17 protein-coding genes and 1 riboswitch are annotated in these 13,369 nt (G+C 67.4%); of the genes, 7 read left to right on the plus strand and 10 right to left on the minus strand.

What is annotated here, in order from left to right:
- Positions 1-6 precede the first annotated feature (6 nt).
- Positions 7-1,701 carry a SulP family inorganic anion transporter gene (locus AC50X6_RS16180; RefSeq protein ID WP_494967188.1) on the plus strand — a complete coding sequence of 565 codons (1,695 nt, stop codon included), beginning with the start codon at positions 7-9 and terminating at the stop codon, positions 1,699-1,701.
- On the opposite strand, the gene AC50X6_RS16185 is transcribed toward AC50X6_RS16180, so the two are convergent.
- From AC50X6_RS16185 to AC50X6_RS16205, 5 genes are all read right to left on the minus strand, one after another.
- Positions 1,674-2,534, minus strand: a complete 861-nt coding sequence (locus tag AC50X6_RS16185) for a hypothetical protein (RefSeq protein ID WP_494967189.1) — start codon at positions 2,532-2,534, stop codon at positions 1,674-1,676. The two genes, AC50X6_RS16180 and AC50X6_RS16185, sit on opposite strands and share 28 nt — an antisense overlap.
- A 15-nt stretch (positions 2,535-2,549) precedes the next feature.
- Entirely contained in the window at positions 2,550-2,822 is a 273-nt protein-coding gene (locus AC50X6_RS16190; protein ID WP_494967190.1) for a hypothetical protein, read from the minus strand.
- Between the two features lie 69 nt (positions 2,823-2,891).
- Positions 2,892-4,088 (minus strand): MFS transporter, encoded by a 1,197-nt coding sequence (locus AC50X6_RS16195; RefSeq protein WP_494967191.1) that lies wholly within the window; start codon positions 4,086-4,088, stop codon positions 2,892-2,894.
- Positions 4,085-4,627 carry a Chromate resistance protein ChrB gene (locus tag AC50X6_RS16200; RefSeq protein WP_494967192.1) on the minus strand — a complete coding sequence of 181 codons (543 nt, stop codon included), beginning with the start codon at positions 4,625-4,627 and terminating at the stop codon, positions 4,085-4,087. Before AC50X6_RS16200 ends, AC50X6_RS16195 begins: the two co-directional genes overlap by 4 nt.
- Positions 4,628-4,680: 53 nt before the next feature.
- A complete protein-coding gene (locus tag AC50X6_RS16205) occupies positions 4,681-5,331 on the minus strand; it encodes a DedA family protein (protein WP_494967193.1) in 651 nt (216 codons plus the stop codon).
- Between the two features lie 157 nt (positions 5,332-5,488).
- Here AC50X6_RS16205 and AC50X6_RS16210 point away from each other — a divergent pair, with 157 nt between their 5' ends.
- Positions 5,489-6,946: a DUF5129 domain-containing protein gene (locus tag AC50X6_RS16210; RefSeq protein ID WP_494967194.1), complete on the plus strand. Its 1,458-nt coding sequence runs from the start codon at positions 5,489-5,491 to the stop codon at positions 6,944-6,946.
- A gap of 33 nt (positions 6,947-6,979) precedes the next feature.
- On the opposite strand, the gene AC50X6_RS16215 is transcribed toward AC50X6_RS16210, so the two are convergent.
- The 3 genes from AC50X6_RS16215 to AC50X6_RS16225 form a co-directional block, all read right to left on the minus strand.
- On the minus strand, positions 6,980-7,171 hold the full coding sequence (locus tag AC50X6_RS16215; protein WP_326968776.1) for a DUF1918 domain-containing protein: 192 nt from the start codon (positions 7,169-7,171) through the stop codon (positions 6,980-6,982).
- Positions 7,172-7,226: 55 nt separating this feature from the next.
- The gene (locus AC50X6_RS16220; protein WP_494967195.1) at positions 7,227-8,186 is read right to left on the minus strand and encodes a serine hydrolase; all 960 of its coding nucleotides are present in this window, start codon (positions 8,184-8,186) and stop codon (positions 7,227-7,229) included.
- A 326-nt stretch (positions 8,187-8,512) separates the two neighbouring features.
- Positions 8,513-8,710: a helix-turn-helix transcriptional regulator gene (locus AC50X6_RS16225; RefSeq protein WP_494967196.1), complete on the minus strand. Its 198-nt coding sequence runs from the start codon at positions 8,708-8,710 to the stop codon at positions 8,513-8,515.
- 223 nt (positions 8,711-8,933) lie between these two features.
- Between AC50X6_RS16225 and AC50X6_RS16230 the strand changes: the two genes are divergently transcribed.
- Positions 8,934-9,491 carry a dihydrofolate reductase family protein gene (locus AC50X6_RS16230; RefSeq protein WP_494967197.1) on the plus strand — a complete coding sequence of 186 codons (558 nt, stop codon included), beginning with the start codon at positions 8,934-8,936 and terminating at the stop codon, positions 9,489-9,491.
- Between the two features lie 122 nt (positions 9,492-9,613).
- Here the strand turns inward: AC50X6_RS16230 and AC50X6_RS16235 are convergent, their stop codons facing one another.
- Positions 9,614-10,411: an NlpC/P60 family protein gene (locus AC50X6_RS16235; RefSeq protein WP_494967198.1), complete on the minus strand. Its 798-nt coding sequence runs from the start codon at positions 10,409-10,411 to the stop codon at positions 9,614-9,616.
- A 4-nt stretch (positions 10,412-10,415) separates the two neighbouring features.
- Positions 10,416-10,614: riboswitch (cyclic di-AMP (ydaO/yuaA leader) on the minus strand.
- Positions 10,615-10,780: 166 nt separating this feature from the next.
- Here AC50X6_RS16235 and AC50X6_RS16240 point away from each other — a divergent pair.
- The 4 genes from AC50X6_RS16240 to AC50X6_RS16255 all read left to right on the plus strand — a co-directional run bounded on the left by AC50X6_RS16240 (position 10,781) and on the right by AC50X6_RS16255 (position 12,325).
- Positions 10,781-11,050: a hypothetical protein gene (locus AC50X6_RS16240; RefSeq protein WP_494967199.1), complete on the plus strand. Its 270-nt coding sequence runs from the start codon at positions 10,781-10,783 to the stop codon at positions 11,048-11,050.
- Positions 11,051-11,144: 94 nt separating this feature from the next.
- A complete protein-coding gene (locus AC50X6_RS16245) occupies positions 11,145-11,372 on the plus strand; it encodes a hypothetical protein (RefSeq protein ID WP_494967200.1) in 228 nt (75 codons plus the stop codon).
- 9 nt (positions 11,373-11,381) lie between these two features.
- Positions 11,382-11,528: a hypothetical protein gene (locus AC50X6_RS16250; RefSeq protein ID WP_494967201.1), complete on the plus strand. Its 147-nt coding sequence runs from the start codon at positions 11,382-11,384 to the stop codon at positions 11,526-11,528.
- 185 nt (positions 11,529-11,713) lie between these two features.
- Positions 11,714-12,325 (plus strand): hypothetical protein, encoded by a 612-nt coding sequence (locus tag AC50X6_RS16255; RefSeq protein WP_494967202.1) that lies wholly within the window; start codon positions 11,714-11,716, stop codon positions 12,323-12,325.
- Between the two features lie 120 nt (positions 12,326-12,445).
- On the opposite strand, the gene AC50X6_RS16260 is transcribed toward AC50X6_RS16255, so the two are convergent.
- Positions 12,446-13,111, minus strand: a complete 666-nt coding sequence (locus AC50X6_RS16260; RefSeq protein WP_494967203.1) for a DNA alkylation repair protein — start codon at positions 13,109-13,111, stop codon at positions 12,446-12,448.
- Between the last annotated feature and the right edge of the window lie 258 nt (positions 13,112-13,369).

Raw genomic sequence — 13,369 nt, forward strand, 5'->3', positions numbered from 1 at the left:
GTCACCGTGCGCCGAGCGTGGGCTGAGAGACTCCCGCCCGGCCTCCAGCTGGTCCGGGACTACCAGCGTCCCTGGCTGAAGTCCGATCTGGCGGCCGGCGCAGCCCTCAGCGCGTTCCTTATTCCGGCCGGTATGGCCTACGCGGAAGCCGCCGGGCTCCCGGCTGTGACCGGACTCTACGCCTCGGTCATCCCGATGCTCGCCTACGCCGTATTCGGACCCTCCCGGGTCCTGATTGTCGGGCCGGATTCCACTCTCGCGCCGATGATCGCGGCCGCCATCCTGCCGCTGGCCGGCAAGGATCCGGACCATGCTGTCGCCCTGGCGGGTGTCCTGTCCCTGCTGATCGGGGTGATGCTGCTGGCCGGCAGGGTCCTGCGGCTGGGGTTCGTCACCGGGCTGCTGTCCAAGCCCATCCGCGTGGGCTACCTCAACGGCATCGCGGCCGCCGTCATCCTTAGCCAGCTGCCCAAGCTGCTCGGAGTCCCGTCCCCGGGCGGTTCGCTGCTCGGGAACGCCGGCGGCACTGTCCGCGCCGTGCTGCAGGGCGCCGTCAATCCCCTGGCCCTGGTGTTCGGAGCCGGGACCATCGCCGTCATCGTCGCCTGCCGCTTCCTGCCGTGGAAGCTCCCCGGTGTGCTGATCGCCGTCGTGGTGTCCACGGCGCTTGCCGCCGCCCTGGACCTGACGACGGCGCTTCCCACCGTGGGTGCCCTGCCGCAGGGACTTCCGGCCCCCGCGCTCGGCGGCATCAGCCCGGGCGAAGTGATCGCACTGATTGGCCCGGCGGCAGGCATTGCGCTGATCGCCTTCGCGGATACCTCCGTACTCTCCAAGAGCCTCGCCGCCCGGCGCGGCGGCCAAGTCAGCGGGGACCAGGAAATGGCCGCTCTGGGCCTGACCAATGTCGCCGCCGGCCTGTTCGGCGGCTTCCCGGTTTCCGGCAGTGCCTCGCGCACCCCTATCGCGCTCCAGGCCGGCGCGCGTAGCCCCGTGAGCGGCCTGGTGGCGGCTGTTCTCGTGGCGCTCTTTATGCTGCTAGCGCCCGGGGTTACGTCCTTCCTGCCCTCAAGCGTCCTCGCCGGCGTCGTGATTGTTGCGGCGTCATCGATCGTGGACGTCGGTACGCTGCGGCGGCTGCTGAGGATGAGCCGGACGGAAGCCGCGCTGCTGGTCGCGACATTCCTTGGCGTCGCGTTCGTGGGTGTACTTGAAGGCATTGTGGTGGCGATCGGCCTGTCGCTGATCGCTTTCGTGCTGCGCGCCTGGGACCCCTACCGCACGGAGCTGGGCAGCGTGGCGGACGTGCCCGGTTACCACGACCTGAGCCGGCACCCCGAGGGCCAGCGGGTCCCGGGGCTCGTGATCGCACGCTTCGATGCGCCGCTGTTCTTCGCGAACGGGGCCGTCTTCACCGAGCACATCCGGACGCTGGTGGCCAACGCGCCGGGACCGGTGCAGTGGGTCATTGTGGCATCCGAGGCCATCACAGATCTGGACACCACCGCCCTGGATGACCTTGTGGCGCTCGACGACGAGCTCGCCAGGCGCGGCGTCAGCCTGGTCTTCGCGGAAATGAAGGGGCCTATCAAGGACCGCCTGATCCGCTTCGGCGTCCGCAGCCGCTTCGGCCCGGACCATTTCTTCCCCACCGTCAACAACGCGGTGAAGAGCTACAAGCGGACCTTCGACCGGGAGTAGCCGGCCCGCAGTTCAGTCCAGCAAAGGAACGACGTCGATCCTGCCGCGGATCCACCTGCTCCGGATCCATCTGCCGCGGACTTCCACGACAGAGGTTTCCACGCGATCCACCAGGCCGGCCCGCCCACCACGAGCGAGCTGATCCCGCCCAGCAGCAGAGTGGGCACGCCGGAGCCGGCGAGCGGGGTCGCAGCCATCGCGAGGGCGGCGTTGACGATCACGCCGACTCGGCCGCCGGCGGCCGCCAGGGCAACGCCCGAGGTCACCAGCTTGCCGCCGAGCCGGGTGGAGTCCGCCCGCCCGCGCGCCAGGCCCCGGTGATAGACCCAGACCAGCGAGCCGATCGCGGCCGCGGCGGTCGCCGCGGCCAGGGGTTCCAGGAGGACAGCCGTCGGATCGGTGCGGTCAAACGCCAGGCGGAGCAGCACGAAGAGCAGCACTCCGGCGCCGCCGAGGGCGAGGATGCCCCCGCCCAGGACGCCGACCAGGATGAGCGCCACATTGGCGAGTCCGGTGCGCAGCCGCTGGCCGCCGTCGTGCTGCCAGTGCCACCGCCAGACCAGCCCGCCGCCCGCGGCCCAGACGAGGGACTGCAGCACCGGCACCCACCAGGACGCGCCCACGACGGCCACCAAAGTGGCACCGCGCAGGGCCGCCTCCAGCAGGGCGGAAAGCGCCGTCACGGCGCCGCCGACGCCGAGCACGAGCCCGAAGTAGGAGCCGATCACCGCGGGAACGTCGGCAAGGTGGGTGGGCCGTTTCCGGGCGTGCCGCGACATCCAGCGGTGCCAGACCCAGATGGCGGCCCAGACCAGCCCGGTGGCGAGGGACATCCGCCACTGCAGCGTTTACCCGGCATTGCCGAACGGGCCGCCGTCCCCGGAGACCGTGAGCAATACCTTCACATCGGCAGATTCCGCGCGTTCGGTCGTCGAGACCAGGGTGATCCGTAGGTTGACCAGTGCCATCCGCTCCATGTTGCCGCACGTGTTCCGGGCGGAGTCGCTCAGGTATGCGGTGGCGGCGCTCTCGTCGCCGGCGATCACGGCGGCAGAATAGCGCTGGACCACACAGGCGGGGGTGCCACCGTCCAGTGCCGCCGGTTCCCCGCGGGTGAACACGGCTAGCAGGGCAACGGCTACCAGAACGGCGATCGCGGCCAGTATGGCGAGGAGGGCCCGGTCCGGGCGCTAGCGGCCCTCCTGTTGGTCCGTGATTTCCGCGTGGCCAGGCGCTGTGGTCAGGCGGGGCAGACTGGCGGCTGCTACCAGCAGCGCAAGAGCCCCGAGGCCAAAAGGCAAGGCACTGATGGTGGCGATGCCACCTACGAGCAGTGGGCCGCCGGCGTCGCCAAGTTCCCTGCCGAGTTCGGCCGACCCCATGGTCCTGCCCATTCGCTCCGCTGGTGTGGTGTCGGCCAGATGGGCAAAGCCCAGCGGTGTTGCAGCACCAACGCCCGCGCCGATTGCCGCGGCCGAAATGAACAAGGTGGCCGGGCCCGGTGCCATAGCGATGAGGGCCACGCCACTTGCGGTGAGCAGAAGCCCGGCGGTCATCCCAAGGTCATCGCTGATGCTCTGCCGGTCCCGCATCCTGCCGATCCGCGGCTGCACCAGCAGCGAAGCGACGGCCAGGACGCTCACCGTCGCGGTTCCCGCGAGGGGGTCAAGGCCATGCTGGGTAGCCAGGGCGGGAAGGAATCCGATCGCGGCACCCATCGCCGCTGTCGAAGCCGCGAGCACCAGCGTGGGGACGAGGAAGCGCCGTTCCGTGACCTGGCGTGCCAGATCACGGACCGTGTAGCGCTGTCGCGGGAGCGGTTCCAGATGAGGGACGCACACGAGGACCCACACGGCCACCGCCACTGCCAGAAGAGAGAGCACGGCGAAGAGCAGGGCAAACCCCCCTGCGAGGATCAGTCCCGCGCCCAGCAGGGGCCCGATGACGTAGCCGAGACTCTTCCAGGATCCGTACCGGCCGAAGTAGGTGCCGGCGTTCCTCCCTCCCGCCGTCCGGGCCACCATAGCCGAAGCAGCCGGCGAGAAGGCTGACGCCGCTGCCCCCTGACCGAGCCGGGCCACGCCCAGCATGAGGGGGTCGCTGCCCCACAGCCCGGGGAGCGAAAGCACGGCAAAAGCCAGCAGACCGCCCACAATCAAGGGCTTCGTGCCGATCCTGTCGCTCAGCGCGCCGAAGACAGGCTTGAGGAACACCTCCGAAATGTCATACATAGCCAGCAGAACGCCCAGACTCAGCAGCGTCAGGCCAATGTTCCCACTCTGGGCACCCATGCCTGCGGCAATGCTGTGGGCACCGAAAGCTGTCACGAACCCTGCGGCGTACAACGGCGCGGCGGACGTCCGGGTGCTCAGCGAGGGTGGGCTCATGAGTGGACCTCGCGGTAGACGCGTCCGGCGAAATCCTCCAGGGCCACGGCGCACCTGGCCAGGTTGCTCTCGGCGCGTGCCGCTCCGGCACTGCCGAAAACATCACGGCCCCGAATCGACCGGGACCACCGGCGGAGCCGATCCAGGCTTTGTTCCTCCTCCTCGAGCTCCGCGAGGGTGAATTTCTGCTTGGCGATTTCCCGGGCGATTTCGTCGGTGAATTTCCCGCAGTCAGCCAGGAATTCGGCCCATTCATCCTCTCGTGCCGCATCGAAGAGGGCCTGTAACTTGGCAGAGTCGTCGTCCCCTGCCCCGGTCGTCAGCAGAAGCAACCCACCCTCGCCGGCCCGGGCCAGGTCACGCGTTTTCTCTGCACCCGCCCGGCAAACCGGCACATCAGGTGCAACCCAGGTTCCTTGTCCGGCCGGGACAGCGCCGAACCGCCGCAGTTCCCGCCAGACGGCCACGCGGTGCCGGGACGGCACTGCGGGGACCTGCACGATGATGACAAGCCAGGAAACGCTGTTACTTCTCTGCACACCAACGATTGTAACGCCTGTTACATGAAGGCCACATTCACCAATGCACACCCTCAGCGGTCGCTCCTGCCCTGGCCCTTCCGGCGCCGGATATTGCGGACAATCAGCCAGCCCACCACGGCGGCCACGGCCGCGTAGACGGCGAAGTTGAGGAAGCGCGAGTATTCGTCGATCAGCCGGTACTGCGATCCGAGCAGGGCCCCCAGCCCGATCAGCAGACCGTTCCAGAGACCGCTCCCGGCGATAGTGAACAGGCTGAAGGTCCCCAGGTTCATCTTTTGGGCACCGGCTGGCAGGGAAATCAGGCTGCGCACACCCGGCAGCAGGCGGCCGAAGAACACCGCCGGCCGGCCGTGGCGCCGGAACCAGCCGGCGGCCTGTTCGAAGTCCTCACGGTCCACGAGGGGAAGCCTGGACAGCCACCGGATCGACCGGTCCAGCCCCAGCCGCGCGCCCAGCCAGTACAGCAGCAGCGCGCCCACATAGGCGCCCAGGGTACTGGTGAAATAGACGAGGACCAGGTTCATGGTTCCCAGCCTGGCCAGGAAGCCTGCCAGCGGCAGGATCAGTTCGCTGGGAATGGGCGGGAACACCGTCTCGGCCAGGGTGAACAGTCCTACTCCCCACTCCCCCAGCGCATCGACTGCGCGGGCGGCGAACCCGACAACCCCGGTAAGTTCGTCAACCGGGCTCGAAGCCGTCACGGCGACAGCCGTCCTTCAGAATCGTTGAACACCGGCGCACGCTTCCTTGTCCTTACAGGCTGTGGCCAGCCTAGCCGAACCCACGACGACGACGGGTGGCGGATGCAGGCCTGGACGGCGCGTCGACGCGGCCCGAAGCAGGCACTACGCTCGACAAATGACTATTGTGCGGAAAGCTCTCGGCGTCGTACTCCTGGTATTCATCGGGCTGGCGGGCGCGGTACCGGCGGCGATGGCTGACCGGCCGGTCGACGTCGTCGTGGAGGACCGGGCCGGTGTGCTGGACCGCAACACCCTTCTGCCGGCGGTGCAGTCCATCGAGTTTTACCAGCCCACCAGGGTGGCCGTGTATACGTACAACGGAACCGCTGGGGACAACCTCAACGAGGAAGTCCTGCGCTTTGCCCGCGCCGAGCATCCCGATTGGATCAGCGCCGACGGGCAGAAATGGGCCGACGGGCTGTTCATCTTCGCCCTCGATCCGGCAGGCCGGCAGGTCGGAACCTACATGGGGGAAGACCGCAAAGTCTCCCTCGACCAGCGCGATGACATCCAGAACGCGGCCAAAGAACTCCTGCGCGACGCCCAGTGGACGGACGGCACCGTCGCCGGCATCCAGCGCGGCGCGGAACTGATCAACCAGCCCTGGTACCGGTCTGCCGCCTTCCTCATCACGGCCTGGACAACGGCGGCCGCGGCCGTCGCCGGGGCCGCAGCCTGGCTGATCGTCCGTTGGCGGACCCGTGCGGACAGCCGCAGGGAACTGGCCCGCGGGGATGCCAGCTATGCAAGCGTCAGCATGGACCTGCAGGTCACCGAGCTCAATGCAAGCACCATCCCGGAGGCCTCACGCTATGGCAGCACGGTCCTGGAGAAGCACCGCACCTTTATGGCGAAGTACAACACCGCCACCGGGCTCTCCAACCAGGTGCACGCCCTAGCCGCCAGGGACCTGAGCCGGCGGCCGAACCTCAAAACTGTCAGGCAGTTCGCCGATGCCGCCGAGGAACTCGACGTCCTGGACGACGTCATCGCGGACACCAACGCCCTGCTCAACCGGGGGAACTCGTGGGCTCCGGCCTGGGACCGGCAGCTCGCGCCCTTCCGCAACGATCTCGCCGCCCTCGAACAGCTGCTCAGCAAGCGCCACACCGAAGGCGGTTCTGCGACGGCGGCCGCCCTGCGGTCTTTCCGGGATCAGAGCCACCGGGACCTCGAACGCTGCACATCCGAGTTGTCGGACGGAACAATCACCCCCGAAACGGCCCTTGACCGGCTGCGGGACGCGCGCACCCACCTATCCGAACTATTGAAGAACCATGCCGACACCGTCATCGCCGGTTTCACAAAAAACGACAAGGAAGCCGGGCTGATGCGCAAGGAGATGGAGAGCGCCCAGACCGGAACCCAGAAGAGGTATGGCCGCACGTACGAGCCCAGCATCCTGGGTACGGTCTACCCGGCCTACTACTTCTTCTCGGTTTCCACGTTCAATTCCGGCTTTAGCACAGGGATGAGCAACGTCAGCAGCGCCCGTGGCGGGGGCGGCAGCACCACCGGGTACGGGAGCAGCGGCGGAAGCTTCTCCGGCTCCGGCAGTTCGTCCAGCTTCTAGGACCGGGATTCCGGGCCGGAGGCAGAGGCTGTGTCAGGTTGCCCCGTGGCGCTCGACGATGAAGTCGCCGCCGGGAAACATGATCGTCTCATGGCCGTCGTCGAACCTCACATGGTACGGCGGCGCGCCGTCGGATCCCTTGACCTCCAGGATTTCACCGTGCCGGTCCGAGGATTCGACCGTCGTACCCCGGATGACAATGCGGTCTCCTTGTGCTGCTTTCATGGCATTCACCTCCCTTCTCCAGCGTACGGTTCTCCGCCCCTCGCGGGAACTTCCGTCAGAAAAGTCTGGCCGCGATGGTCTTGGCCAGTTGGCGGATGACCCGGGCTTGGGCCGCCAACTCGGGCGTGTCCCGGCCCAGCGTGTAGACGACGAAGACGTAGGCCCGCTCCCCCCGCACCAGGATGCTCGCGTCATGCAGGTTACCGAAGAGCAGGCCGTACTTGTGGAAGACGCTGATGCCCGCGGGGACGGCGGCCGGGATCAGCGATTCGTAGTTGGTGTGCTGCAGAAAGGACAGCAGCTGCCCCGTGTTCGCCGCGTCGAGCAGCTGGCCGGTGTACAGCAGGTACAGCGTCCTCGCCGTCTCGGCGGGCGTCAGGGTGTTCAGTGTGCGGTCATACGTGATCCCGATTGACGCTGCGTACTCGGTCAACTCCCGGGGCCCGACGGCGGCCATGATCAGCGCCCACGATTCGTTGTTGCTTTGCTGGAGCATCTGCCGGATCTGGGCGCCGGCCGTGGATACCCCCATCCGCGCCCCCAGGGAAGCCCTGCCGGATTCCACCAGATGGAAGTAGGCCGAGGCGGCCAGAATCTTGGCCGTGCTGGCAGCGACGAATTTGGCCCGCACCCCGTATTCGTGCACCACACCGTCGGTCACGTCGATCAGGGCAACGCCCACCTGGTAACGGCTGTTCGCTGCGATGACGGCATTGATCTGGGCGTCAAGTTTCCGGCTGATAGGCGGCGCCCCGGCCGGCACGACGGCGGGCGGCAGCGGCGTCGCTGCTGCTGCTGCCGGGGCGACGGCGGGCGGCAGCGGCGTCGCTGCTGCTGCTGCCGGATCGACGGCGGGCGGCAGCCCGGACGCCGAGGAGGCGGCGAGTTCCCCGCCGTCGGCTTCCGGGGAAGTGCGAGGGGCGGACGCGGACGCCCCGGCCGGCGCAACAGCGTCGGCGGGCACCCTGGCGTGGAACGCTGCGGAGAAGGAGGTCGCCAGGAACAGGGCCAGCACGGCGGCGGCCGCCGGCAGACGATGCCGGCGGCTCCCACCCGATGGTCCAGGCAGGGGCCAACCGGACCGTCGGGTGGCAACAGACGTGTGGCGGCCGCTGCGGTAGTGCCGGCCGGGGCCCTGATTTTGCACCGGCTCTCACCCCCGGTCCAGCGAGGGGCTGGGGCCGGCCGTCGCCTCGTACACGTTCGCAGGCATGCTGATCCTCCGGGAGCTAGAACCGCGGTAGAGGCTTCAAAGTTTCTGCATTCTGCTCCGCCGGGGGCCTGAGCGCAAGAGTTTTCGCTTTGGAAGACCTTGGGCCAGGTGCCTTGCAGCGGTGTTCATCAGCGCGCCACAAGCTGCAGGCCCAGGACGTTGGCCACGGCTATCACTGCCCGCACGGAGGGATTGCCGGTGGCGGTCTCTATCGCCCGGATTGTTCGCACCGAGGTGCCGGCCAGCTGCGCCAGCTCCGCCTGCGTGATCCCGGTGGCCCTCCGGACGCTGCGGATTTTCGCTGCAATCGACGCCACGTCACGCATGGTTGCTCCTCCGTGAGGACACTGCCGGTGGCGGCAGTGCTGTTCCTTCAGCCCAGTTCCTTTAGCGTGGCCCAGTTCCTCCATCGTGGCCCAGACACCACTATCCGGCAAGATCCAGCCGCCCGGCGTCGGACGCCTGGCCTGTTCACGTGCAGTCCTGCCGCTCCGCCGGGCGGAGCGTACGCTGGTGCGGTAGCCCTCAGCCCACTGAAGGAGCCCCGCGATGCGCAAAGTCATCCTCATGACGCAGATGTCCCTGGACGGGTACATCGAGGGTCCGGGCCGGGACCTCAGCTGGCACATGGTCGACGACGAACTGCACCGGCACTTCAATGATGAGCTCCGGACCATGGGAGCGTTCCTCGACGGCCGCGTCACCTATGAATTGATGGCGGAATTCTGGCCGACGGCGGACGCGGACCCGTTGAGCACGCCGCCCATGGTCGAGTTCTCCCGGATCTGGCGGGACATGCCCAAGATCGTCTACTCCAGGACCCTGGCGACGGCCGGCTGGAATACCGCAGTGGTGCGGGACGTCGTCGTCGAGGAGGTCGCGAAGCTAAAGGAAGAACCCGGCGGGGACCTCGCGCTCGGCGGCGCCGATCTTGCGGCGTCCTTCCGGCGGCTCGGCCTGATCGATGAATTCCGGATCTACGTCCACCCGGTCCTGATCGGACGGGGCAAACCGCTCTTCCAGGAGACGGATGCGGTGACGAAGCTCCGCCTGCTGGAGACGCGCATGTTCGGCAACGGCGTCGTGCTGCTTCGGTACCAAGGCTGACCGGCTGGCCCGGGCGTGTGAAAGGCCGGTTGATCAGCTGCCCCAAGGCAACCGGTCAACCGGCCTTCTACGTTTTTCCCGCCAGTACTGCGGTTGGTGTTACTTAATTGCCGGAGGTTTTACTAAACGCCGGCACGCACGAACGTCACGGGGCCGGTGGCGGTGAGCCAGGACAGCGGGTGAACCACAGTCTGGTTCGCGCCGTTCATCCCGCTGCTGAGAACCTGGCCGTTGCCGACGTAGATTCCGATATGACCCGGCTGAACCACCATGTCGCCCGGCTGGGGATCCCCCACCACTTTGCCGTAGTTCATGAACTGCATCGGACCGAGGTCGCCAACAGGGATTCCGGCTGCGCCAAGGGCCTTCTCGACCAAGGCGGTGCAATCCTGTGTCATGCCCAGTTGGCCGTAAGCGGCGGAGACCATGGTGGCATTGACGCCGCCGGCCGCCGGGGCAGCGGCGGGAGCGGCCGGCGCTGCCTGGACCTTCACCGCGGCCTTGGCTGCCGGGGCAGCGACGGGTGCCTTGGCCACCGGGGCCGCCACGGGTGCCTTGGCCACCGGGGCCGCCACGGGTGCCTTGGCCACCGGTACAGCTACCGGCTCGGGCTGTTCGATCACCGGGGCAGGGGCGGTCGCCACTGCCGGGCGTTCGAAGGTGATCTGCACTGTGGAATCCGCGAGTACGGGTGCGCCCACCTGGCCCTCGACGTCGACGGACGACGCCGGCGCGGAGTCGCGCTGGACGGGGGCCTCGGCGGCATTGGCGGCCATGGCACTGCTGAGCACCAGGCCGGAAGCCGCTGCAATCACTGCAGCCTGGCGGCCGAATGTACCTCCCTTGGAGGACAGGAATGCGGAACGGCGTTGGCTGCGAAGGTCAGCGCTTTTTGGCAAAAGAGTATTACTGGAAGTCATGTGCGTAGCCTCTCCCAATGCCTGCGAGGTGAGCTGTCGGATTCGGATGGGAGGCACCCGGCCGCACTCTGGCCCTGACATCGGACTGTGCGGCTTCACCCCAAGACCTGCGTAAAGCCAGGTCAAAAAATGGGTTCCCCGTCTCTGCCGGACGTTGCTGCGAGGTGTCCCCGTGGCCGCGGCAGAGTTAGGCAATCGGCTGGGGAGCGCCCGTTTCTAAGCAACAGGCACCCAATAACGGTAACGGCATGATCACGGAATGTCACATCGAGGTAACGGCGGGAGTAGTTTCGGGCAGCTCTTCGCCCCGCAGGACGCGGCCCCCGGCATAGAATGGTGCCATCAGCGGTCCCATCAGCGGAGGCCAAAATGAGCAGCCCCGACTTCGCCAGGCACTGTGTCGCCATCTGCCAGTTGAGCTATCAGCCGCAGAAGGACCTCAATGTCAATACCGAGCTGCTGATCCTGGAAAACGGGGAAGTCCACGCGTCCACCTGGGACGCAGAGCCCCGCGACGGCGGCTTTGACGTCTTCGTCCTGAATGACCGCGTTGACGCTGCCGGCTTTATGGTGGTCACCGATTGGGAGTTTCTGGATGGTAAGGCCTACGCCGTGGTGGAGCGCCGGGCTCCCGCATAGCACCGGCGTTCGTGGCGCAGCGGGATCCCTGTTGACTGCAGCTTCCGTCGGCTAGGGTTTGACCCCATAACCAATTCTCGGCTTGGGGGTACCAATGAAAGCCTGGCGTCTGATGATGTCGCTGCCGCAACCGGTGAAGGGGTTCCTGGTGGCCTACCTGATCGCCTTCGCTGTGGTCTTCGTCTCTGTGGCGGTCATGTCTTTAACCGGTCAGGGCACCGCAAACCCGGTCATGCAGTGGGGGGTGGGCGTGCTGGGCCTCACCGCGGTCACGCTGGGGCTGGTGCTGGCCTTCGATTTCCGCGGATCGGCTCGCGCCTAGGCCGCGATGATGAAGGACTACAAACCCATGGGGGTGGACTATTCCGCGTCGTTTTTCGCAACGCCGATAGCCATCCGGATCTTCGGCGCGCTGTTTGCTGCGATCGGAATCTCGTTCGCCGTGACGTCCGCGATCTTCGCCAAGTCCCTCTCGTGAGGCCGCCTGTCGGCCGGGGTGCGGGCGGCAGCCTCGACCACTGTGATGCGGCCGCCGGCCTGGCTGATTATGGAATGCGCGACGACGGCTGCCGGGGTGGACGCACCGCCCGGCTCCGTGCGGCCGCTTCCAGCCCGCCCAGCCTAGACTGGGGGCATCGGGTCCTTTGAACGAAAGCAGCATCCGTGATGATGCACCGCATGCTGGCCCTCGCCATCGCACTCCCGACGCTCCTTTTTGGGGTGGCCGCCTGCGTACCGCCGCCGGCACCGCCGGCCAGTGCGACGCCCGCCGGCACTCGCGCACCGGAAGCCGCCGCGGGCTTCGGCTTGGATAACGCGGGGGCCCGCGAGCGAATCGCCCGGTCCGGACTCGCCCTCCTGGCGGCCGAGGGCAACGTGGAGCATTTCCACGCCCACCTGGATCTGATCAAGGACGCGACGCCAGTGCCGGTGCCCGCGAACATCGGCATCTCACTGGGGCAGGATGGAAAACCGGACGGTATTTCCGCCCTGCACACGCACGATACAAGCGGTGTCATCCACATCGAATCGCCCACAGCAGGGCAGGTGTTCACCCTGGGGCAGCTCCTCACCGAATGGGGCGTGCTGAACGGGGCGGGCGCGCCAGGCACGGGCCAGGGACCGGCGGACGGCTGGACCGCCTACGTCAACGGGGCACGGTACGACGCCGGCATCCGTGACCTCCCGCTCAAGCACCACGATCAAATCGTGGTCAGCTTCGGTGCAACACCCGCCACCATCCCGTCCTCCTACGAGTTCTCACCCAACGAGTGACTTCGGGCCAGGGCGCGTTCCGGCCAGGGCGCATTCTCGTTGGTTCGTCGGGGGTCTGGGTCCAGGACCGTGATGCCCGGGCTCCGGGACTTCCTCGGCTCGCAGCTAGAGCGCATTAGGCTACCCGAATTCCAGCTCGGGCCGGTGCGTAGCGAGCACAGCACGGACGTGCACCGCCGCCTCGCCGGCGACCCAGCCGTCGGGGGCCTCCGCGCCGACCGTGGCCTCCGCGAGCACCATCCGGGCATGGCGGACAAACCTGTCCCAGTCCCCCGCGCCGGAGCGAAGTGCACGCAGGGGCGACAGCACAGCAGCCCGGCGGAGCCAGGGGTCGGGATCCTGCACCCAGCGGTCCAACACACTGTAGGCACGCACCCGGGCCGCCACGTCGAGCCCGGTGATCATGGGACCAACGACGTCCACCGCGAGCGGATCGACAAGCTCGCGCAGTGCTGCCGAACGGAAGAATCCCTCAACCCGGGTGAGATCCGTGTTGGTCAGGACATCGAGGTTGGACTGCAGCAGCACGATGGCCGCCAGTCGGCGTTCGAAGACGGGAACGTCCCACAGTTCGCTGCTGAGGGCGGTGATGTCGTCGTGCGCCAGTTCGGTGTAGCGGCGGAGCGCATCACGGACGGTGCCGCGCACCGCTCCAACCGAGGCACCGTAGAATGTCAGTCCGGTGCCGCTCGCCGAGACGCCGAGACGGGCCTGCATTTCCTCGGCCCGGAGCCAGGATGACTCACGCTGGAGCGCAAGGTCGATGAACTCCGCGGCGTCACTCATCGCTCCATTCTTCCGCACTCCGCAGGCGGCGGCCCATGCTCCTGTTCAATGCTTGGCTGCCAATCATCGGTGAGCCAGTCTCCGTTTCTGGCACCTCGCTAAATTGTCCGTGGTGCCCGATAGCCTTTTTACATGGACGGTATTAGGGGGTCCGAGGTGGCTACTTCGGGAGGCGGTGTGACGGTCATGGAGGTGGCCCGCTCACTGGCCGCTGTCCGGCCCTGCCATGACGACGACGACGGCGGGGCCGGGCTGATC

The sequence above is a fragment of the Pseudarthrobacter sp. HLT1-7 genome (assembly GCF_059383435.1).